Here is a 21,531-nt window from a genome sequence, read left to right on the forward strand (position 1 = left end):
CGCGGCAGCTGCTACCAATCTGGAGATCGACATCATGAGTACGACACGAACCGACATCGGCCGCGCTGACAGCATCGCGGTGCTCGTCATCCTCATTGCAGGGGCAGGCTTGGGTGGCTTCATCGCCGGGCGGGGTCTGATCACCGGCATGTTTCGCCTGCTCGATCCGTCTCGATACCCCATCGAGCTGCTCGCCGACATTCCGGTGTCGGCGGGCTCGGGGATCCTCGACGCGCACGGCGACTCGCTGATCGTCACCGCGGCGGCGCTCCCCACGAGCGCGGTCTGGCTCTTCGCGCTCTCTGATCTCATCGGCGCCGCGGCCATCGGTCTTGTCACCGCCGCTTTCGCCTATGCCCTGGCACGCATCGTTCAACGCAAACCCTTTCATCGGAGCATGCGCACCGCCGCGGTGATCGCTGGACTAGCGATCACGTTCGGCAGCCTGTTCTCGCAGGCCTTGCGCGGGTTCGGGCAGATGGTCGCCGCGGATGATCTGAACCCCAGCCTCGGCGACGTCGCGCAGGTGGGTTTCCTGTTCGAACCGCTGCCGATCCTCATCGGCTTCGCGGTGCTCGCTCTGACGTATGTGTTCCAGGCAGGCGCGCGGATGCAGAAAGACACGGAAGGACTCGTTTGATGTTGATCCAGCTCTCGAATGGTGACCTCTTCGCAGGCCTGTCGATGCTTGTTCTCGTGCTCGTGATCGTCGGTTTGATCACGGCGTTCTCCATCGCGCGTGCACGGAGGCGTGGCAGCACGACCCTGGCGCTGGATGTGACGAGGAACGCTTCGTTCGTGATGGTGGGCCTCACCGCGGTCGGAGTGGTTATGAGCGGGCTCACGATCCTCGGGTCACCGAGGATCACCCTCACCGGCAGCACCCGTGATTGGGTGCACGATCGCCAGGACTCGCTGCTGTCCCCCGTTTGTGACGAGAAGGGCGTGCCCGATGGCGTCGCGCTTTGCGGCTCAGTCGTTCACGATGCGCCCTTCGGAACCCGCTTGACGATCTATCTCGGCGCCGTGCTGACGTTAGTCGCGTGGGCCGCGATCGCATGGGCGATCTACAACGCCACCCGTCGAGCCGGTGAACGCGATCCTTTCCACGGCAGCGTCTCGCGCACGTTCGGCATCGTCGCAATCATCGTGGTGACGACGGTTCCGATGGGCCAGGTGCTCGACCAGATCGGGATGACGCTGACCGCTCGCTCGCTGAAGTGGACGCCGGATGCCGAGGTGCCCTTCGCGTTGGAAGTGACGTTGTGGCCGTTCGCGGTCGCGGTCGGGCTCTTCGCGCTGTCAGCGATCTTCCGGTACGGGCGACAGTTGCAGGATGAAGCTGCGCGGCTGCAGAAGGAGACGGAGGGGCTGGTGTGACCCCTCCGACAGAAGACGACGACACCGGCATCCGCTGTCGCCTGGACGAACTGCTCGCCGAACGTGACATGACTCTCGCTGAGCTGAGCGCGCGCGTCGGGGTCAGTGTCGTGAACCTCTCGGTGCTGAAGAACGATCGGGCGCGGGCGATTCGCTACTCCACGCTGCGCGCCATCTGCGACGCGCTCGAGTGCGAGGTGGGTGAGCTGCTGGTGCTGGCGCCGCGCGTGTGAGCATCACGCACCGGTGACCAGATCGCCCCGGCCGTTACGCCACGCCACGCCACCCCGGCTGTTACGCCATGCCCCCTGGCTGTCACCCCGCCAACTGTCTTGCGACCCCGGCTGCCACGCCATGTCACCGCGCCTGTCACGCCAACCCCGGGCGCAACACCCCAGCAGTCTGGCGATCATCGACCATCACGCGATCATCGGCCGGAATCTCTGAGGTGACGGATCGATGTCGCCCCATGCATACGCGAGGAATCCTCTCGGTCTCAACGCCCGCGCTTCCCCGCCGGGATCGTGCAGCAGGAAGTCGCCCTTACCGTCGCGGGCGATGCGCCACCCGCCGTGATGCAGCTGCATATGGTGATATCTGCATAGCAGGATGCCCCGGTCGATGTCGGTTCTTCCCCCGTCGCGCTGCCATTCGTCGGCGTGATGCGACTCGCAGTACGAGGCGGGCCGATCGCAACCCGTCCAGCGACAGCCTCCGTCGCGGATGGCGAGCGCGATTCGCTGTTTCGGCGTGTAGAGCCGCTGCTCCCGACCGACATCGAGCGGATTACCACGCGCATCGATACCGACCGCGATGGTTCCGGTCTCGCAGATCTGCTGGTCGATGGCTGCGTCGGGCAGTACGCTCAGCCCGTCCTCGGTGTAGCCGACCGTGCCGCCGTGGCTGTCGATCACCTGCACGACCCGCACGCCGGCCTGACGGGTGCCGAAGACGTCTTTCGCGTCAGCCAGCGCGCCGGCGCGGACCAGGTCGATCAGGAAGTCGTACTGCAGCTGCTCGTTAGTGCGCGGATCGTCGGCGAGCGCGGCGGCCTGCGCCCTCTCCTCGGAGTCGACGAAGCGCGGACCCCCTCGGCGCGGACGCAGCCCGGCGTTGAAGATCGTGTCGAGCAGCGACGCACCGTGATCTTCGTAGGCGATGCTCGCCCGGCGCACGCCGTACTGGTCGATCCACTCGCGGTACGAGCGCTTCTCATACCGGACGAGGAAGCGCTGTTCGGCGCCGTCGGGGTCGAGCAGGTCGCGGATCGCGCGTGCCGCGGAGGCCAATTCTTCGACCGTGCGCTCCGGTGCCTCTTCGATGAGCTGCTGCGCGGCCTGCGACCACGCGGCTCTTGCGGTCTCGTCGAGGTCCCGCCGCTGCGATTCATCAAGCTGCTCACTCGCGAGCGGCACCTCCCCCAGCCCGCGCTGGATGACATCGAACTGGGCTGTGCTGATCCGGCCGTCGCGGCGCGCACCGCGCAGTGGCCCGCGCCAGTCGGTCGGCCGGGCCGTGGCATCCGCTTCTGCCGCATTCGGCTCGGTGGCATCGGTTTCGCCGTCGAGCATCGCCTCAGCCACTCGAACCTGCCGCGCAGCATCCGACTTCGTCGTTCCGGTGATCTGCTGCACGAGCGAGACGGCGTTGCGGTGACCGTGCTTCTGGGCGGCGCCGGAATGGCCCGCATCCCTGCCAGAACGCGCAGACACTACGCCGAGCGCGATCAGCCGCAGCTGCTCGGCGTGCTGGGCGACCTCGTCCGCTTCGCGCAGGATGGCGACGGCTTCAGCATCCGTCATCGCACTCACCGCGGTCTGCGCCTGCGCGAGCGACGCGCACGAGCCGACCCGCGCGCGCAGCGTCGGGATCAGCGCCGCGACGTCGGTGAAAGTGGCCATACTTCATACTCTCAGGGGCCACGGACATTGAGGCAGATCTCTGCCTCAATGCGTATGCTGATCTGTATGCGCACCACTCTGAACCTGTCCGACGCGCTCGCGCATGAGGCGAAGGCGCGGGCCGCGGCCGAGGGACGCACCTTCACCAGCTATCTTGAAGAGGCTCTGCGTGACCACCTCTCCCGTGAGGTTCCGGGCGCGGCCACAGGGCCGCTGCCCACCTTCACACCGCGTGCCGCTGGCGCCCTGGTCGACCTCGACGACAGAGAGGCCGTGCGCGGCGAGATGGATCAGAGCGCATGACGCTGTTCGTTCCCGATGCGGATGTGCTCGTGCGCGCGTTCCGCGCGGATTCGCCCGACCATGAGCGATGCGCGGCGTGGCTGAACGGTGGCCTGCAGACCGACCGGATCGGTCTCGCCGATACGATCCTCGCCGATTTCGTGCGCATCGCGACGCATCCGCGCGTCTTCACGGAGCCCGCGCCGACTGCTGCCGCGCTGACGTTCGCGCGGCATCTCATCGACGCGCCGCGATCGGAGTGGCTACGACAGGGTTCGGCGCCGTGGGATGAGCTCGAGAGGCTGGCGGGGTCGGATGCCGGCATCCGCGGCGACCTTGTGGCTGATGCCCGCATCGCCGCACTCTGCCTGACGAACGGCGCGACACTGGCGACGCGGGATCGCGGGTTCGGCCGGTTTCCCGGATTGAAGCGGGTGGATCCTGCAGCAGCCCGGGCGGACTGAAAGACTGGTCTCATGGCTTCCGAGGGCGACCCCACCGCACTCGAGTCCTGGCTTGACGGACTCGATGAAGACAGCATCCGCGATCTGCTCGAGGAGGCGACGCTGCGCGTCGCGGGACTGGCCGACTGGCTCGAAACGCGCCGCGCGGCAGCATCCGACGACCCCGCCGAACTGCTGACGATCGTGAACCGCGATCTCACGCCGCGCCGCCGCTTCTACGACTACTGGCAGGCGAATCGGTACGCGTCCGACGCGTACGACGCCGTCGAACTGCTGCGCACGCAGTCTGCGAATGCGACTCCGGCACTGGTCCCCGTGATCGAGCGGGCGATCACGCTGAGCACCCGGGCGATCCTGAAGTCCGACGACTCGTCTGGCGCGCAGGGCGACCTCGTGCGCAGGCTGCTCGAAGCGCATGCGCAGGCGGTGCGCGCGGCGTCACCGGCGCTTTCCCAGGCCGAGCAGACGCGCGTGGTGAAGTGGATCATCAAGTACCGCTACAGCGGTGCGCAGGATTTCTTCGACCCCGACATCGTCGCGTACGCACCCGGACTCAGCGAGAAGAGCATCACGCAGTACCGCACCGCGATCGCGAGCACCGATCTGGGTGAGTACGGCACGTACCCGCTGACGCGGCTGGCGGTGCTCGATCGCGACCGGGATGCCATCGTCGCCGCCCACGGCGGCGAGCCGAAGAACGCACAACTGGCGCGGCGGCTTGTGGCTGACCTGGAGGAGGCCGGCCTGCACGACGACGCCGTCGCGTACGCGCGGATCGGCATCGCTCTCGACGGCCAGGGCTGGAATCAGCAGCTCGTCACGTTCGTTGTGGACGACGCGCTCCTCCGCGGAGCCGAGTCCGAGGCAATAGACGTACGGCGCGCGTGGTTCGCGCGCTTCCCTCTCGCCAGTGCTTTTACCGCGCTGCGCGAGACCGCGGAGCAGGTCGGCGAGTGGCAGACGGAGAAGGCGGATGCTGAAGCACTGCTGGCACAGCACTCCCCGCAGTCGTTCGCGCAGCACCTGCTGGATGAGGATCGTAACGGTGAGGCATGGGAGTTCGCGGTATCGCGCTTCGCAGTGGATGGGGCACACGCCACCTGGTTGAATCTGTGTCAGCGCCGCGCCACGACCGCGCCCGCCGACACGCTGCCCGTCTACCGCGAGATCGTGCAGCAGACCCTGGAGGTCACCGACAAGCGCAACTACCGCACCGCAGCGAACGTGCTCAAGACGATGCGGGATGCCGCTGTGGCGGCCGGTCCGGATGGCGAGAGATCATTCGAGGCGTTTCTGGCGCAGGTCGTCGATCAGAACCGCCGACGCCCGACGTGCATCGAGGCGTTCCGGAAGGCGAAGCTCATTCCCCGGGTGTGATGTACAACGCGGGTTCCGTACTCTGGTCTCGTGACTTCTCCTTTCGACGACCCCGAGTTCCGTGCCCAGATGGAAGCGATGGGCGTGGTGCACAAGCCCGGCATGGCCAAGGAGATGCTGGGTGAGATCGCGCCGCTGCTGGCTGATGAGGGCTTCGACCTGGACGATCTGGATGCCGCCGATCTGGATGCCGTCAACGCCGCGCTCGCGCGGGCGACCGAACGGCACAACCTGACGCTGTTCACCCCGGTCGGCGCGCATCTGGACGGCGCCTTCGCCCTGCTGCGGCAGTTCACTCTCGCGATCGCCGAGGAGAACCTCGTACTCGCCGAGGCGCTGCTGGGTGGCATTCCGAGCGACCCCGAGCCGACGGTGCCGGCGATCTCGCACGTGATCGGGGTGAGTCTGGGGCTGCTCGATGAGAGGCAGACGGATGCTGCGCTGCGGCGCGTCAAGGCGCGCATGCGCGTGCCCGAGTGGCGGTCGAAGCGGTCGAAGGCCGCGGCGCGTGATATTGCGGCACTAGCGGCGAAGGGTCGCGCGTTCGACTCGCTGCAGGAGTTGCACGGCCGGCACAGCGGGTTGGCGATCTCCGAGGGCGGGGCGCTGGCCGTGGCGGCATCCGTCATCGCCCAGGCGAAGATCGAGGGTGTGCTGATTGACGATCTCGTGTCGCGGGTGCTGGATTCGCAAGGGTCTGGTTCGCCGTCGGGATCGTCGTTCGGGGCGGGGTCGTCGTCCGGGACGGGTGCGGGTCCCTCGTTCGGGGCGGGTGCGGGTTCCTCGTTCGGGACGGGTGCGGGCGCGTCGTCCGCGACGGGGGCGTCGTTCGGTCTCGCGCCGGCCGCATCGTCGGATGCCCTGGTGCGGAAGTTTCGCGCATGGCTGCAGCAGGAGCCGCAGATCGCCGCGCCCGATGTTGCTTCCGAGATCCGGATGTTCACCGTGCTGCAGAGCATCGCCGGCGACGAGCTGCTCGCCCTCACCGATCCGGATGACATCGATCCGCTGGTGGATGCGCTGCTCGACATCGCTGAGGAGGCGGGCGACGACGACGAGTCGCGGCAGGCCGTCGAACACCTGCTTCACACGCTCGATGACTATCTGCACTTTCGATTGGACACAGCCGAGGATCCGGAGGTCTGGGAAGAGGCGCATGCGAGCCTCGAAGAGGTGCTTCGCGATGATTCATCGATCATGCCGGCACTGCAGGAGATCGCCGCAGCTGCCGAGGCTGTGGATGCGGAGGAACGACGAGCGGCGTTGTGGTCTCTCCCGATCGTGCAGGCGGTGCGGGAGATTCTGGAATGGGTCGGCGCCGGGCGTGCGATCACGTCGTCTGGCGGCCTGCGCCGAGCGGAAATCGAGCATGTCGCGGGGTTGATCGGCGTCTCGGCGGTCGGCGTGCAGAAGCGACCGGCGCGCGAGGATCGCGAGGATTCGCGCATCTATGCGCAGTCGATGTGGGATGTTCCCGCGCTGGCTTCGTGGTGGTGGGCACTGAACGCGACCGGCGTGCTCAGCATGTCGGTGACGCGCGTGTACGCCGGTGAGCAGGCGGAGCTGTGGCGCGGCGCGACGGTGCCTCCGGTGGACCTGCTGGAGTTCCTGGTCAGCGTCTTCGTCGCCGAAGTGGTCACGGGCGCCGGTCGCGGCACGACAGATGGGTTCGACGTCGCCGTCGACGCGGAGACTTTCGCACGCACGGTGCGCGCACTGACGTACGACGGCGAGCATTCGGATGCTGAGCTGCCGACGACCTTCATGACGCCGATGGCACTGCGCCGACTGAAGCACCTGGAATCCGCCGGGCTGCTGGAGCGTGTGGCAGACGGCTCATTCACCGTTGTGGAACCGCTGCGCGCCGCCGTGGCGCGAGGCGTCATGCTCGCCGTGCTGTCCCCGATGATGGCGGAGATGGCGGCGGACACGTAAAACGCGGGTGTCAGCGAGGCAGGCAGTCAACCCTCACGACCGGCCTACTGGGGGCGTAGCTGGCCACTGCGCGATCCGAGACGCTCAACATGACCGCTCGGGAGACGGACCTGACCGTGCGTACGCTGTCCTCGCTAGCCTCAGATAGCCGGGCGTTCGTCGACAGCAACGACCGTGTCGTACAGTCCGTAGCGACGCAGCCCTTCATGCGACTCGACGCCGGTGTACGACAGCGAAGCATCTTCGTAACGTCGAAACGCGAACACGGCCTGGTTCATGTGACTAGCGTTGAACACTCCCAGCGAGACGAGTAGCTCGAAGTCGGCCACGGTAAGCCCCGTCACCGCCCGGAACAGTTCAGGCTCGATCTTCGTGATCACGTCCTTGAGTGTGTGTTCGCGATAGTCGGTGAGATACATGAATGCCGGAATGCGGGTGGCGAACTTGATCAGCTTCTCCTGGATCTGCTTCCGCTTGGATTTGTATTCCTTCTCCTCAGCGGTGAGTTCCTTCTTCTCGGTCGACGTGATGTCGTCGCCCTTCTCCTTCCTGGTCTTCGTCACCGCCTCACTCTTATTCACAACCGTCTCGAAGACACTCGACCCCAGAGCACGAAAGCCCTCGATGTTCATAACGGCGTTCATCGCAGCATCCGACGACATGATCTTCTTCAGCGTCTGGTTGTCGACGTTCACGAGCACGGCGGACTCCCACTTGCGTGCAAGGAGGGTCGCGGACGTACCGGCCATGGCCATGTCGAGGATGCCGGCAGCATCCACCTGCGTCATATTCGACCCGTCGTACGCGAGCACAGGCAGAAAGCTAACCAGTTCTTCGACCGCCTTCTCGGGATTCGGCGTCTCAGGCGAGAGACCGCGACCATACTCGCTGATCTGCCGCAGGGCCCGCGTCGGTGCGAAGTCGAATACGAAGCTGACCGGCTTGAAGATCGTCTCCTCGTGCGGGTCGTCGCCGTTCGGATTGCGGATGACCCATGGCGACTGCACCCGGAAGGCCGCCTGGAAGTATGTCTCGGGAGCGTTGAGGTTGCGCAGCATGAGGATTGCCGACCACTGCGGCACGGTGACACCTGTCGTGAGCTTTCCGACCGTGAGCGTGATGGTCTTCGTATCGAATCCCGCGCCGATCGCCTGGCGCACCGGAGGAAGCGCGGCGAGTCCGACGCCGACGCTCGGCTTCGAGACATTGACGACTCGGTAGTCGCGCCAGTAGGCGTTCTGCGATTCGGCGAGAAGGTTCTCCATCGCCGCGCATGCTGCAGTGCTGGGCAGCATCCACAGTGAGTGTTGCAGATATGGCAGCAGACGTACGTCGGAGTATGGGAATGGCGGCCGCGTTCCGGTCTTCAGCGCATCGACCTGCGTCGGCGCGTAGTTACCCCGGATGATATCGAGCCACTTCTGCACGTCGTTCTTGTGAGTGAACGCAGCCTGCTCGCCCACGCCCTTGGCTTCGAAGAAGGCGTTCAGATCGAACTCATCGAACTCGCCTTGGTTGGCGATCGCGATGAGTTCGTCGGGCATCTGATAGGTCAGTAGACGCATCTCCGGTAGCGCCGCGTACGGGTTCGGCTCACTGGGGTGCTGCTGGACGAATTCCGCTTTGGCCCGCTGCTCGTCGGTGTAGGTCCAGTTGTAGATCTGCTCTTCGATGAACCGCCCCTCGTTGAGAACTTTGAAGGGTGTGCCCGAGAGGTAGAGATAGGAACGGGCTTTGATCGGGATAATGGCGTCCTCGTCGAGGCCGTTGACTTCGCGCTCTTCCGTGAAGGTGTCGAGGTCGCTGCCGAACTCCTGAGCGGTCGCCCTCTTCTTCGAAGACTCATCCTCCCCGTCGAAGAGCTCTTTCGCTGTGTCCCGCCACGCGCCGAAATGGTACTCGTCGAAGACGACGAGGTCCCAGGTGACCTCGGTGAGCCACTTGTGCTTCGGCTTGAAGTTTCCAGCCTTGTCCTTACCCAATAGGTCCTGGAAAGAGCCGAAGAAGACAAGCGGACGGTCGGGATCGACGGATGTCGGATCTCCGCCTGCTGCTTTGGACAGGTACTGCCAGCCATCGAAGTCGACATGGGTTCTGAGGTCGTTCTCCCATGCATCTTCGACCGCAGGCTTGAATGTGACGACCAGCACACGCTTCGCGCGCATTTTCTGAGCGAGCTTGTAGGTGGTGAAGGTCTTGCCGAAACGCATCTTCGCGTTCCAGAGGAATTCGGGGAAGGCGTCGGCGTCCTCGGACCAGCGATCCTGGAAGTATGCGTAGGTCTTCTCGATCGCATCTTGTTGCTCTCTGCGCGGCGGGAAATCCAGATGGTGAGTGCCCTCGTACTCCTTGTTCACACGGAGCTCGGCGATCGCAGTGCGAACATCTGCCACGGTGCAGCGCATCCACTCGAGGGTCGACTTATCGAACCCTTTCTGCTTGAGCCTCTGGCGAACATCGAAGTCAGTGAACACCGAGCCGTCCGGGCGGTCCGCCGGCTCGTCGATGACGATCTGGTAATTCTCAATTGCGGCGGTCTTCAACTGCTGTGCGACACGGACCTTGACGTCCTGCGTGGTCTGGCCGACCTTCAGCAGACCCGCATGTGCATCGTCGGCGATGGAATACGCGTAGATGCGGAGGCGCGCCTCAGGCTTCGGAGGGAGAAGCTCAGACTCAGGACGCGGCATCTACATCTCCGTAAGCGCTGAACGTCATTGGCTTGATCTGAGTCTCGATCAACGTGACTTCTTCGGGCGTCAGATCGTACTTCGTATAGAGATCCTCGTCCGTCCAAGCTCGCTCAAAGCCCACATCGGGCACAAACTCGTACGACCCGCGCGTCATGTTCTGGGTCAAGAGGATCGCCGAGATCAAGAATCGCGCGAAGCGAGTTCGCAAGTAGCCGACGGCGTTGGACGCCTCCGACTCCGATGAGAAGGGACCAATGACGAGATACGAGCCCGTGGCAACAGATGCCGGTGGCATGACCTCCAGCCGAGAGAGCACGCGCCGCTGGCCTTGTTTGTCGGTCTGTCCAGCATGCTCGCTGGATGTTTTGGAGACGAGGACTTTCCAAGCATCGATCAGGGCTTCTCCTCTCGCCACATACTTTCGTTCAACTCTGCCGTCGGCGCCACTCGCATATAGGTATAGATCGCCGACCTGGTCTCGTTCGTGCGCCGGGTTGACGGTGAATGGGTTCCTAGCAGACACCCGCCGGGACAGGGAACTCGGGCTGATCGCGCGGACCTTCTCCAGAATCACCAACGCGCGGTTGTCGCGCACGAACACCGCGTGCTCATCAAGTCGACGCGTTACAGCGATCGTCTCGCTGCCGACTCGAGTCTCGACAACACAATCGCCAGGGTTGTCCCGCTCCCACAGGAAATAGCAGACCCCACCCGCGATATCCACACCGTCGAATGCTTGTCGCGAATCGGGGAAGTCAGTGAGTGCACGGATACGACGATCGCTCAGCATCGCGTTCCGAAAATGATCCAGACCTTTTCCACCGGTGTACCAGTTCGCCTTCACAACCATCGACAGAAAACGCGGTTCAAGCCGTTGCGCTTGCTGGATGAAAAGCTGGTAGATCGGGCGCGCACTCGACCCTGTTCCACCACCGTCATTCAACTGGTATGGCGGGTTGCCAATGATGACGTCGAATTGCATGTCAGCTCCGAACAGCTCGTTGATGCGAGCCTTGATGTCGTCTGTGTGGATGAATGCATAGGCATGAGACTCAAGTGCGGAATCGCGCAGATACTCAGACTCGGCCGCGCCACAGAAGCGACATCGCCGCCCCGTGACGGTCGGCGCTCCCTCTCCGTCGAGGAGAGCATGGTTCGTCTTCCCGCCCGACCATGAATGTTCGGTCCGCTCGAACCAAATATTTCCCCAGTCGCGGTCGAAGCTCTTCGCGATGGAGTGCTTGCCGGTGGCATCCTTCGAACAATAAACACTGCGCCGAGCGAGCAGTGCCGTCAACTGTGTAATTCCGATGCCGAACACTTGCCGCGTGAGGATATGGTCGACGCGGTCATTCAGATCGGGAATCGCAGCCTCGAGCCCTGAAGTCAGTCGCGCGACGATCTCGCGCAGAAAGACACCTGACTTCGTGAACGGATCGAAAAATGTGACTTCCGGATCAGCCCAGATCGACGCACCGTCGTTCGACTTCGCCCACGCCTCCTCGAGCGTGTGGAGCATCTGTTTAGCCAACTCCGGAGGGGTGAAGACTTCATCATTCGAGAGGTTCGCGATGCACGTCAGAACGTCAGGATTGTGGGCTCGCAGCGTAAATGCTGCTTTCGATTCGACGACCGGCGCACTCATGACGCCAGCTCTCGCACTGTCATCGCCTGGTAGGTGCGAACCGGCCTAAAGATCTCATGCTCTTCGAACGCATCGAAGAGCGTCCCCTGCATCGAAGCGCGCTGCGTCAGGCTGTCGTACCGGAAATCGCGGCGTTGGTAACGCCCTCGTCCGAGGTACCCCCACTCCGCGAACGTGATGTGCTCGCCGTCGACGGTGGCCATCTTGAGCGCATCGCCCTGCACAATATTTGCGGCAACAACGGCCTTTGCTGCCTTCGACCACTCGTCGTCAGCCGACACGTTCAGATACTGGGAGAAAGTACCCAGGAGATTCTCGCGACACTCCTTCGCGTTGTCTTCAAGCAGCTCGATCCCGTAGATGCACATCAGTCCGAAAAGCGCGTAGTGGCGCTTCTCGAATTCGCTGCGCCCGTGACGCACCTGCACTGCCGTAAGTTTGCGCTCGAGGACTGAGACCAGGAAGTTGCCGGAACCGCAGGCTGGCTCAAGGAACCTCGAGTCGATGCGTTCCGCCTCCTGCTTGACCAGGTCGAGCATGTCGTCGACTAACCAACGTGGCGTGAACACCTCACCGTGATCTGCGACACGCTGTTTCGATTTGACGAGCTTCTCGCCAGCCATCGACGCCCTCCAGGGTTCCCTCGACCCCGGATCGGCATTAGTACCCGGGTGAGTTAACCCTGGCACACTTCACCGACATTCAAGACGCTTGAGGAGTGCCCCGAGTCCCGTCGCCTGCAGCCGTCCAGATCGGCGCGCAGATTGCCGCGCGGCGCAGAGAAGTCGGCATCACCCAAGACGAGCTGGCTGTGCTCACCCAAATCGATTCGTCGAACATCCGGGGCTATGAGAAAGGCCGCGCTCTGATGGGCATCCCGACCCTCATCCGCATCGCCGAGGCGCTCCGCATTGACCCGGGTCAGCTCCTAGCAGACGTGACAACCGATATGTTCAACGCGCTCGCCACAGACGGTCGCCGTCGGGCGAGCTGACACTCGGCAGCAACAGCAGCCACCCATCGCCCCATGGGCATATGTCCCCATCCCCGGATCCGCGCCACGAGCGAAGTCCCCGATACGGTTATGGCATGAACATCGACCGGAACCTGCGCACCCGCACCCGTCTCCTGCTCGCCCTGCCGATCGCAGTGGCCGCCTTCTCGCTCGCCGCGTGCTCGTCGCCCGCCGAACGCCCCAGCTCTGATGACCTCAGCTCCGGCATCCAGAAGATCCTCGACGACGGCGGACTGGGCGACCAGTTCAACGACGAGCAGGTCTCCTGCATCTCCGATGAGCTCATCGACAGCAAGATCTCCGATCAGGACCTCCAGAACATCGCCGATGGCAAGGATGTCCAGACCAACCAGGAAGCGAAGGACCTCGTCAGCAAGGAGATGAGCGAAGCCGTCGTCACCTGCGCCCAGGGCTAAGACTCCAGCGCTTCGACGCGCACGCGGCCGGAAGCGTGAAGGATGGCGGATGCACAGCATCCGTCATCCTTCGTCATTTCCGAGCGCGGAATGCATCCGCGCTCCTAACGTTGGTTCCCATGGCGCGCACCGTGCGCGCGAAGACATGGAGTCACCGTGAGCAGCACTACCCGCGCCGAGAAGGCGCCCGACACCCGAGGGCCGGCCCGCAAGCTGCTGACCTCCTTCGGGTTCCAGATCCTCCTCTCGCTCGTCCTCGGCGTCGCCGTCGGGCTTCTCGCCGTTTCGCTCGGCGCGAGTGGCACCAACCCGACCGGGCTGTCCGCCACGCTCGACACGATCGGCAGCTCGTACGTCACCCTGCTGCGGGCGGCCGTCGTGCCGCTGATCTTCACCGCCATCGTCGCGAGCATCTCCAACCTGCGCCGCGTGCAGAACGCTGCACGCCTCGCCGGTCAGACCCTGCTGTGGTTCGCGATCACCGCATTCATCGCGGTCACGATCGGCATCGTGCTCGGCCTGGTCATCCAGCCCGGCTCCCGTGCTGGCGAGGGCCTGGAGCCAGGAGAGCCGTACACGGTCGGCACCTGGTGGAACTTCCTCCTCGGCCTCATCCCGCAGAACTTCCTCGGCCTCAACGTGAACAGCTCGGTCAACCCCGAAACGGGCGCCGTCGCATCCAGCGTTGGGTTCAACATCCTGCAGGTCATCGTCGTCGCGGCGGTCGTCGGCATCGCGGCGCTGAAGGCGGGTAAGAAGGCCGAGCCGTTCCTCGCCTTCACCGAGTCGCTGCTGAAGATCATCCAGCGCGTGCTGTGGTGGATCATCCGCATCGCCCCGATCGGCACCTTCGGCCTGATCGGTGCCGCCGTCGTCAAGTACGGCTGGGACAAGCTCACCGCCCTCGCCTGGTTCGCCGGCGCGATCTACCTCGGTCTCGCCCTGGTGATCTTCGTGGTCTACCCGATCCTGGTGAAGAGCCACGGGCTCTCGATCAAGCAGTACTTCTCGGGCGTATGGCCGGCCGTGCAGCTCGGCTTCGTCAGCCGCTCCTCGATCGGCACGCTGCCGCTCACCGAGCGCGTGACCGAGCGCAACCTCGGTGTGCCCCGCGGCTACGCGTCGTTCGCCGTGCCGCTCGGCGCCACCACCAAGATGGACGGCTGCGCGGCGATCTACCCCGCCATCGCCGCGATCTTCGTCGCCCAGTTCTTCGACATCCAGCTGAACCTCGTGCAGTACCTGCTGATCGTCATCGTCTCGGTCGTCGGCTCGGCCGCGACCGCAGGCACGACCGGTGCGATCGTCATGCTGACGCTGACCCTTTCGACACTCGGGCTGCCGCTCGAGGGCGTCGGCCTGCTGCTCGCCATCGACCCCATCCTCGACATGGGGCGCACGGCGGTCAACGTCGCAGGCCAAGCGCTGGTGCCGACGATCGTCGCCAAGCGCGAGGGCATCCTCGACGAGGAACTGTACAACGCTCCCCGCAACGGGCTCCCCTTCGCCGATGACACGGATGAGTTCGACGACACGTCGGTCGATGCGGATGCCGCAGATCCGGATGCTACGAAAGAGCCAGCCAGCATCCGCTGAGCGCTTCCGAGCGATCTAGCGCCCCGCCCGTTTTCGGGCGGGGCGCTTCGTGTATCTGTCCAGCTTTCGGCCGCGCCGCGAATTGCTCTCTCAGCCCGTCTGGTCGGCGTCATCCAGCTCCTGCCGCAGGCGCCCGTTCTCGTCTTCGAGGTGCAGAACACGTCGGATGCCGACGAGGTTCACTCCTGCCTCGCGCAGTCTCTCGACTCGACGGACCCGAACGAGGTCGTCGTCGCTGTAGCGTCGCGTCCCGCCTGGGCTGCGAAATGGCACAAGTAGTCCCCGCCGCTCGTAGAGCCTCAACGTCGCCTCGGGCAGTTCCACGAGCTCCGCGGCGACCGCTATGCCGTAGACCGGGCGGGTTGATTTCACTTCGGACATCGGATTTGCACTCCAGGACTTGAATTTTCTTGATTCCCAGGTTATAACAAATCTACAGCTACCGATGCAGATTCGCTGCATCGACAACGCCGCTACGAATGGCGGCCCGTCGGAAGGAGAACACCATGGCAATGACCCTCGACCCGATCAGTCAGCTCGATCGCTTCGCTGCGAGCGTGCTGGACTCCGTGTGCGCACCCCGGCTCATGCCCGTCGATCTGTACCGTGATGGCGACCAGTACGTGCTCCACGCTGATATTCCCGGGGCGGACCCGGGTTCGATCGACGTGGATCTCGACGGATCGCAACTGTCGATCCGCGCTCAGCGCACGGCAGGCATCGCCGAAGGCGCGCGCTGGATCGCGCGCGAGCGGGGAACCGGCTCATATTTCCGTCAGTTCACCCTCGGCGATGGCGTGGACCTGGAAGGGATCAGCGCAACGTACGACAGCGGTGTGCTCTCGGTGACGATCCCCGTCAGCGAGCGAGCCAAACCGCGAAAGATCCGTGTGGAGTCGGCAGATCAGCCAGACATGATCAATGTCTAATCGGTGCGGGTGGGAGCCCTCTCGGCTCCCACCCGCACGCGACGGACCGAACGATTCAACCGCACAACACGAGGAGGATCAATGCTTCTCTCAACCAGCCTGGAGTGCTTCCTGCGGACGATGGAATACCCGGCGACGCGTGACGATCTCACACGCGAGGCCAAGCGTGACGGGCTCGATGCTGCAGACCAGAACATGCTTGCGACATTGGCAGACCAGAGCTACAGCGCATGCTGGGATGTCACGAACGCGCTGGGCGCCCGCATCCGCCATGAACGCTCGCTGATCGCCGCTTAGCGGACCGCCGTAGCGGCGACCGTCATCGCAGTTCAGCTGTGCGGCCGCGAGCGCATGGCTGCCCTCGTGTCGAGCGCGAGCTCCTCGGCATCCATCGCCGTGATCAGCTCGTGCATCACCTCTTCGCTGAGGTTGCCGGCGTCGCGCTCTTCGAGCAGCAGCTGTCGCCGCACTGCCAGCCAGGCCTTCGACATCTCGGTGAACTGCTCGAACGTGGGACGCGGCTGTTCCTCCAGGCGGCTGTCTTCGGCATCCAATTCCACCCGGACGAGCCGCTGCGCGAACGCATCGAATGCCGGCAGCTGATCCTCGCCGTGCTTGTCGCTCCACTTCCGCCGCATATCGCGCAGGTACGCCTTGCCGACCTCACGGCTGCGCTCGCGCACCGCAGCGAGCTGACGAGCATCCTCTTCGGCCTCCGAGCTGTCGATCACGCCGAGCCGCCGAATCAGCCACGGCAGCGACAGCCCCTGCAGCAGCAGCGTCCCCACGGTGACGACGAATGCCACCACCACGATGGCGTGCGCGGCATCGACATCGAGCCCGGCGATATCGGCGGCGGCGAGCGCGGTGGCCAGAGTCACCACTCCACGCGTCCCCGCCCAGGAGATCACCGCGTTGTCGCGCCACGAGAGCTTCGTCTCGGCAAGATGGGCACGCAGCTGCTTCTCGGTGATCGGATGCCGTCCCCCGCGCACGATCCCCTCGGGCAGGTCCCCGCGCACGGCCTTCACGCGCTCCCATCTGCGCAGCCGCATCCGCGTCCACCACTGCCCCCACGCCCCCGCCGGGTAGACGAACAGCGGCCGCACCACCAGTACCGTCACCAGCACCACGATCGACAGCAGCACCACCGGGCCGATCTCGCCGTCGCGCAGGTCCGCGATGACGCGGGGCAGCTGCAAACCGATGTACGCGAAGACGAACGACTCCAGCAGGAAGTCGGCTGACAGCCACAACGGCGCTTCCTGCTGACGCGTCGTATAGCTGGTGCGCGGCGCGTTGTAACCGACGAAGAGCCCCATCGCCACCACCGCGAGCACGCCCGAGCCGAGCAGCTGCTCGGCGATCGCATAGGCGCCGAACGGGGCGAGCAGGCCGATGGTGCCATTCACCACCGGATCGTTGACGCGCATGCGCAGCAGGTGCATGCCCGCACCGAACACCAGTCCGACCAACACGCCGACGATGACCGCCAGCAGGAACTGCCCGATCGTCTCGCCGAGATGGAATGCCGCAGAGCCCGCAACGATCGCCGCGAACACCCGGAACATCGTCAGCGAGGTGGCGTCATTGATGAGGCTCTCGCCCGACAGCACCGTCATCACCCTTCGCGGCAGGCCGAGCTTGCGCCCGATCGCGGCCGCAGAGACAGCATCCGGCGGAGCGACGATCGCTCCGAGCAGCAGCGCACCCGGCAGCGTCAGCGACGGCATCAGCCACCAGGCGATCAGCCCGACGATCACCGCCGTCACCACGACCAGCCCGATGCCGAGTCGGCGTATCTGCGGCAGACTCCGCTGAAAGCTCACGAACGACACGTCAAGCGCGGCGGAATACAAAAGCGGCGGCAGCACGATGTTCAGCAGCACATGCCCATCGATCGCGAGGTTCGGGGCGAACGGCAGGAACGATGCGGCGAGCGCGACCACGGTGACCAGCAGCGGTGCCGGCCAGCCCTTCCATCTCGCCACCGCCGCGACTGCGACCGCGCCGACGATGATGACGAAGATGCTGGCGTCCATGTCGAAATGTTAGTGCCCGCGCTCCCACCCCGGGTTGCGCCGAACGGGAATGCCCGCGGCATCGACGCGGTTGATGCCGGTGATGACTGCTCCCACTTTCTCCGTGCTCGATCTTGTCCCCGTGCGCTCAGGCCAGACCAGCGCCCAGGCGATGACCGCCTCGATGGCACTCGCTCAGCGTGCTGACGAGCTGGGCCTGCGTCGCTACTGGTTCGCCGAGCATCACAACATGCCGTCCGTGGCATCCACTTCGCCGCCGGTGCTGATCGCCGCGGCCGCCGCACGCACGAAGCGGATCCGAGTCGGTTCGGGCGGGGTGATGCTGCCCAACCATGCGCCCCTGATCGTCGCCGAGCAGTTCGCCGCGCTGGAAGCCCTCGCCCCCGGTCGCATCGACCTCGGTCTCGGCCGCGCACCGGGCAGCGACCCGGTGATCACCCAGCTGCTGCGTTCGTCGGGTGCGGCTGGCGACGTCGAGCGCTTCCCCTCGCACGTGCAGGACATCGCACTCATGCTGCAGCCGGGTGGCGCGACCTTGCAGTTCACCAGTGGCAGCGAATACCAGGTCGTCTCGACACCGGCAGCATCCGCTTCTCCGGAGATCTGGCTGCTGGGCTCCAGCGACTACTCGGCACAGCTGGCGGCGACGCAGGGGCTCCCCTACGTCTTCGCGAACCACTTCGCCGGCGCTGGGCTCGAGCGCGCCCTCGAGCTGTACCGCACCACGTTCCAGCCGAGCGAGCACCTGGCCGCACCGCGCACCTTCGTCACCGCGAACGTCATCGCCGCGCCGACTGCAGATGAGGCCGAAGCCCGCGCCCTGCCGCAGCTGCGGATGATGGCGCGCCTGCGCCGGAACAAGCCGATGACAGCCACCGAGACGGTCGAGCAGGCGCAGCAGGGTCTGCGCGACGCTGCGGATGCCGAAGAGCAGCGGATCATCGATGCGATGCGCAGCCGCTGGTTCGTCGGAGAGGGCGCGCAAGTGGCATCCGACCTCACCGCGTTCGCCGAGCGTCACGGCGTCGACGAGGTCATGCTCGCACTCGCCGCCGGATCGTACGACGCCGAGCCGCTGGATGCCACCCCCGGTCGGATCCAGACCCTGGAGCTGCTGGCCTGAGGCATCCCTGCCAACGTCCCGGGTCAGGTGAGACTCACGATAGGAGAGAAACCAAAGACGGGCCGCTCAGTCCTCGGGTTCGCCGTGGATCAGCGCGCGCAGCCAGTCGCGCGCCTCGACGAAGATCTCGTCCGCATAGCGTTCGGGATACTGCACGATCTTGCGGTCGGCGCGCGGATACGACCCGAGGAACACGACCCGGGGGCTGAACCGGCGGATGCCGAGCAGCGCGTCGGCCATCCGCTCGTCGTGGATGTGCCCGTCGGCATCCACCACGAAGCGATACCGGCCGAGCGCATCGCCCACCGGCCGCGACTGCAGCAGTGAGAGGTTGATGCCGCGGGTGGAGAACTGCTCGAGCATCTCGAGCAGTGCACCGGGATGGTCATCGGGCAGCTCGACGATCAGCGACGTCTTGTCAGCCCCGGTCGGCTCCGCAGGCGCCGTGGTCTTCGCCACCAGCACGAAGCGGGTGACCGCGTTGTCGTTGTCGCCGATCTTCTCAGCCAGCACGTCGAATTCATGGTGCTGCACGATGCCGGGGGCGGCGATCGCGGCATCCGCGTGCAGCGTCCCGTCGAGAACCCCGAGAGCGGATGCCACATTGCTCGCCGCGGGCACATGCTCATGCCGCGGCAGGTTCTCGCCCAGCCAGCGATGGCACTGCGCGTAGGCGACGGGGTGCGCCGCGATCACCCGCACGTCGGCAAGCACCGTGCCTGGTTTCGTCACGAGCACGAAGTTGACGCTCACCAGGTATTCGCCGACGATGCGCAGTCCCGGCATCGTGGCGAGGGCGTCCAGCGTGGTCGAAACCCCGCCTTCGACAGAGTTCTCGATGGCGATCATCGCTGCGTGACTGCGCTCCTCGAGCACGTCAGACAGCGCCTCGCCGACGTTGTGCACCGGCTTCCACTCGTGGTCTCGAGCCTCCGGGACTTGGCTGAGAGCCACTTCGGTGAAGGTTCCAGCGGGGCCCAGGTAGCTGTACGTGCGGCGTTCGGTCACGGCGCAAGCCTACTGCGACGAATTCACCCGACGACAAAGCCCGGGATGCGCAACGGCCGCCGTCGGGGCAGACTATGTGCATGACAAGCCGTGCCGGCCTTCCCGCCGAGGAATCTGATCTGATCGATGTCGACGAACTGATCGCCGCGTACTACGACCGGCATCCCGACGCCACGATCCCCGCACAGCGGGTCGTCTTCGGCACGAGCGGCCACCGCGGATCGTCGCTGTCATCGAGCTTCAACGAGGACCACATCCTCGCCACCACCCAGGCGATCGTGGACTACCGCCGCAGCCAGGGCATCGAGGGTCCGCTGTTCCTCGGACGCGACACGCATGCGCTCTCGCTGCCCGCCGAGCGCAGCGCGGTCGAGGTGCTCATCGCGAACGGCGTCGATGTGCGCACCGACTCCCGCGACTCGTGGGCGCCGACGCCGGCACTCAGCCACGCGATTCTCACCTACAACCGGGGGCGCGCAGCATCCGACCCCGGCCGCGCCGACGGCATCGTCGTGACGCCGTCGCACAACCCGCCCCGTGACGGCGGCTTCAAGTACAACCCGCCGCACGGCGGCCCGGCCGACACGGATGCCACGAGCTGGATCGCCGAGCGTGCGAACGAGCTCATCACTGCCGGTCTCGACGGCGTGCAGCGCGTGCGCTACGCCGACATCGACGGCGATGCGATCGGCGAATACGACTTCCGCGATGCATACGTGCGGGATCTGCCCTCGATCATCGACGTGGATGCGATCCGCCGAGCGGGCGTGCGCATCGGCGCAGACCCGCTGGGCGGCGCGTCCGTGGAGTACTGGGCGCTGATCGCCGATATGCACGACCTCGACCTGCGAGTCGTGAACCCGGAGGTCGATCCGACCTGGCGTTTCATGACCCTGGACTGGGACGAGAAGATCCGGATGGATCCCTCGTCGCCGTCGGCGATGGCATCCCTGGTCGCGAAGAAGGGCGACTTCGATGTGCTCACGGGCAACGATGCGGATGCTGACAGGCACGGCATCGTCACCCCCGATGCAGGTCTGATGAACCCCAACCACTACCTCGCAGTGGCGATCGACTATCTCTTCTCGCACCGCGCCGAGTGGCCGCGCGACACGGCGATCGGCAAGACGCTGGTGTCGTCGATGATCATCGATCGGGTGGCCGAATCGCTCGGGCGGCGCCTGCTGGAAGTGCCCGTCGGCTTCAAGTGGTTCGTGCCTGGACTGCTCGACGGATCCGTCGCGTTCGGCGGCGAGGAGTCAGCGGGGGCCTCGTTCCTGCGCAAGGACGGCACGGTCTGGTCGACGGACAAGGATGGCATCCTGCTGTGTCTGCTGGCCGCCGAGATCATCGCGGTGACCGGCAAGTCTCCGTCGGAGCGATATCGCGAGCTCGAGCAGGCGTTCGGCGCCTCCGCCTACCAGCGCGTGGATGCGCAGGCGACGCCCGAGCAGAAGGCGACGCTCGGCAAGCTCGCACCGGATGCTGTCAGCGCCACGGAACTCGCGGGCGAGGAGATCACCGCGAAGCTCTCTCACGCTCCGGGTAACGGCGCAGCGATCGGCGGGCTCAAGGTACAGACCGAGCACGCGTGGTTCGCCGCGCGGCCCTCGGGCACCGAAGACGTATACAAGCTGTACGCCGAGAGCCTGCTCGGGCCGGATCACCTCGCCCAGGTGCAGGAGGAAGCTCGAGCGGTGGTGTCGGCGGCGCTCGGGGGCTGAG

At 65.3% G+C, this 21,531-nt stretch carries 21 protein-coding genes; 14 read left to right on the forward strand and 7 right to left on the reverse strand.

What is annotated here, in order from left to right; all coding sequences use genetic code 11:
• The first annotated feature begins 34 nt into the window (after positions 1-34).
• Genes FM104_RS14955 through FM104_RS14965 form a run of 3 tightly spaced genes read left to right on the forward strand, consistent with a single transcriptional unit; the run spans position 35 to position 1,613 of the window.
• A complete protein-coding gene (locus FM104_RS14955; RefSeq protein WP_087133026.1) occupies positions 35-640 on the forward strand; it encodes a hypothetical protein in 606 nt (201 codons plus the stop codon).
• Positions 640-1,380 carry a hypothetical protein gene (locus FM104_RS14960; RefSeq protein WP_087133027.1) on the forward strand — a complete coding sequence of 247 codons (741 nt, stop codon included), beginning with the start codon at positions 640-642 and terminating at the stop codon, positions 1,378-1,380. Before FM104_RS14955 ends, FM104_RS14960 begins: the two co-directional genes overlap by 1 nt.
• Positions 1,377-1,613, forward strand: a complete 237-nt coding sequence (locus FM104_RS14965; RefSeq protein WP_087133028.1) for a helix-turn-helix domain-containing protein — start codon at positions 1,377-1,379, stop codon at positions 1,611-1,613. The genes FM104_RS14960 and FM104_RS14965 overlap by 4 nt, the downstream gene beginning before the upstream one ends.
• A gap of 186 nt (positions 1,614-1,799) precedes the next feature.
• On the opposite strand, the gene FM104_RS14970 is transcribed toward FM104_RS14965, so the two are convergent.
• Positions 1,800-3,281 carry an HNH endonuclease signature motif containing protein gene (locus FM104_RS14970; RefSeq protein WP_087133029.1) on the reverse strand — a complete coding sequence of 494 codons (1,482 nt, stop codon included), beginning with the start codon at positions 3,279-3,281 and terminating at the stop codon, positions 1,800-1,802.
• A gap of 66 nt (positions 3,282-3,347) precedes the next feature.
• Between FM104_RS14970 and FM104_RS14975 the strand changes: the two genes are divergently transcribed.
• The 4 genes from FM104_RS14975 to FM104_RS14990 are packed head-to-tail and all read left to right on the forward strand — an operon-like array spanning position 3,348 to position 7,339.
• Complete coding sequence (locus FM104_RS14975; protein WP_087133068.1) at positions 3,348-3,584, forward strand: CopG family transcriptional regulator; 237 nt, start codon at positions 3,348-3,350, stop codon at positions 3,582-3,584.
• Positions 3,581-4,027, forward strand: coding sequence for a TA system VapC family ribonuclease toxin (locus tag FM104_RS14980; protein ID WP_256971692.1), 447 nt, complete (start codon positions 3,581-3,583; stop codon positions 4,025-4,027). Before FM104_RS14975 ends, FM104_RS14980 begins: the two co-directional genes overlap by 4 nt.
• A gap of 12 nt (positions 4,028-4,039) precedes the next feature.
• On the forward strand, positions 4,040-5,404 hold the full coding sequence (locus tag FM104_RS14985; protein ID WP_087133030.1) for a hypothetical protein: 1,365 nt from the start codon (positions 4,040-4,042) through the stop codon (positions 5,402-5,404).
• A 30-nt stretch (positions 5,405-5,434) separates the two neighbouring features.
• Positions 5,435-7,339 (forward strand): hypothetical protein, encoded by a 1,905-nt coding sequence (locus FM104_RS14990; RefSeq protein WP_143738458.1) that lies wholly within the window; start codon positions 5,435-5,437, stop codon positions 7,337-7,339.
• A 140-nt stretch (positions 7,340-7,479) separates the two neighbouring features.
• On the opposite strand, the gene FM104_RS14995 is transcribed toward FM104_RS14990, so the two are convergent.
• The 3 genes from FM104_RS14995 to FM104_RS15005 are packed head-to-tail and all read right to left on the reverse strand — an operon-like array spanning position 7,480 to position 12,300.
• Positions 7,480-10,029, reverse strand: a complete 2,550-nt coding sequence (locus tag FM104_RS14995; protein WP_087133032.1) for a DEAD/DEAH box helicase family protein — start codon at positions 10,027-10,029, stop codon at positions 7,480-7,482.
• On the reverse strand, positions 10,016-11,677 hold the full coding sequence (locus FM104_RS15000; protein ID WP_087133033.1) for an Eco57I restriction-modification methylase domain-containing protein: 1,662 nt from the start codon (positions 11,675-11,677) through the stop codon (positions 10,016-10,018). The genes FM104_RS14995 and FM104_RS15000 overlap by 14 nt, the downstream gene beginning before the upstream one ends.
• Positions 11,674-12,300 carry an N-6 DNA methylase gene (locus tag FM104_RS15005; RefSeq protein WP_087133034.1) on the reverse strand — a complete coding sequence of 209 codons (627 nt, stop codon included), beginning with the start codon at positions 12,298-12,300 and terminating at the stop codon, positions 11,674-11,676. Before FM104_RS15005 ends, FM104_RS15000 begins: the two co-directional genes overlap by 4 nt.
• Before the next feature lie 95 nt (positions 12,301-12,395).
• Between FM104_RS15005 and FM104_RS15010 the strand changes: the two genes are divergently transcribed.
• From FM104_RS15010 to FM104_RS15020, 3 genes are all read left to right on the forward strand, one after another.
• A complete protein-coding gene (locus FM104_RS15010; protein WP_087133035.1) occupies positions 12,396-12,671 on the forward strand; it encodes a helix-turn-helix domain-containing protein in 276 nt (91 codons plus the stop codon).
• Between the two features lie 95 nt (positions 12,672-12,766).
• Complete coding sequence (locus tag FM104_RS15015) at positions 12,767-13,108, forward strand: hypothetical protein (RefSeq protein WP_087133036.1); 342 nt, start codon at positions 12,767-12,769, stop codon at positions 13,106-13,108.
• A 156-nt stretch (positions 13,109-13,264) separates the two neighbouring features.
• The gene (locus FM104_RS15020) at positions 13,265-14,704 is read left to right on the forward strand and encodes a dicarboxylate/amino acid:cation symporter (protein WP_087133037.1); all 1,440 of its coding nucleotides are present in this window, start codon (positions 13,265-13,267) and stop codon (positions 14,702-14,704) included.
• Positions 14,705-14,794: 90 nt separating this feature from the next.
• Here the strand turns inward: FM104_RS15020 and FM104_RS15025 are convergent, their stop codons facing one another.
• Positions 14,795-15,085: a MerR family transcriptional regulator gene (locus tag FM104_RS15025; protein ID WP_087133038.1), complete on the reverse strand. Its 291-nt coding sequence runs from the start codon at positions 15,083-15,085 to the stop codon at positions 14,795-14,797.
• Positions 15,086-15,210: 125 nt separating this feature from the next.
• Between FM104_RS15025 and FM104_RS15030 the strand changes: the two genes are divergently transcribed.
• Positions 15,211-15,633 carry an Hsp20/alpha crystallin family protein gene (locus tag FM104_RS15030; RefSeq protein WP_087133039.1) on the forward strand — a complete coding sequence of 141 codons (423 nt, stop codon included), beginning with the start codon at positions 15,211-15,213 and terminating at the stop codon, positions 15,631-15,633.
• 81 nt (positions 15,634-15,714) lie between these two features.
• Positions 15,715-15,930, forward strand: a complete 216-nt coding sequence (locus FM104_RS15035; RefSeq protein WP_087133040.1) for a DUF2795 domain-containing protein — start codon at positions 15,715-15,717, stop codon at positions 15,928-15,930.
• A gap of 32 nt (positions 15,931-15,962) precedes the next feature.
• On the opposite strand, the gene FM104_RS15040 is transcribed toward FM104_RS15035, so the two are convergent.
• Positions 15,963-17,675: a cation:proton antiporter gene (locus FM104_RS15040; RefSeq protein ID WP_087133041.1), complete on the reverse strand. Its 1,713-nt coding sequence runs from the start codon at positions 17,673-17,675 to the stop codon at positions 15,963-15,965.
• Between the two features lie 82 nt (positions 17,676-17,757).
• Here FM104_RS15040 and FM104_RS15045 point away from each other — a divergent pair, with 82 nt between their 5' ends.
• On the forward strand, positions 17,758-18,798 hold the full coding sequence (locus FM104_RS15045; RefSeq protein ID WP_256971693.1) for an LLM class flavin-dependent oxidoreductase: 1,041 nt from the start codon (positions 17,758-17,760) through the stop codon (positions 18,796-18,798).
• A gap of 66 nt (positions 18,799-18,864) precedes the next feature.
• Here FM104_RS15045 and pheA read toward each other — a convergent pair whose 3' ends face one another.
• Complete coding sequence (gene pheA, locus FM104_RS15050; protein WP_087133042.1) at positions 18,865-19,806, reverse strand: prephenate dehydratase; 942 nt, start codon at positions 19,804-19,806, stop codon at positions 18,865-18,867.
• A gap of 80 nt (positions 19,807-19,886) precedes the next feature.
• Here pheA and pgm point away from each other — a divergent pair, with 80 nt between their 5' ends.
• The gene (gene pgm / locus FM104_RS15055; protein ID WP_087133043.1) at positions 19,887-21,530 is read left to right on the forward strand and encodes a phosphoglucomutase (alpha-D-glucose-1,6-bisphosphate-dependent); all 1,644 of its coding nucleotides are present in this window, start codon (positions 19,887-19,889) and stop codon (positions 21,528-21,530) included.
• Position 21,531: the final 1 nt, after the last annotated feature.

The sequence above is a fragment of the Microbacterium esteraromaticum genome (assembly GCF_900163815.1).
Classification (GTDB): domain Bacteria; phylum Actinomycetota; class Actinomycetes; order Actinomycetales; family Microbacteriaceae; genus Microbacterium; species Microbacterium esteraromaticum_B.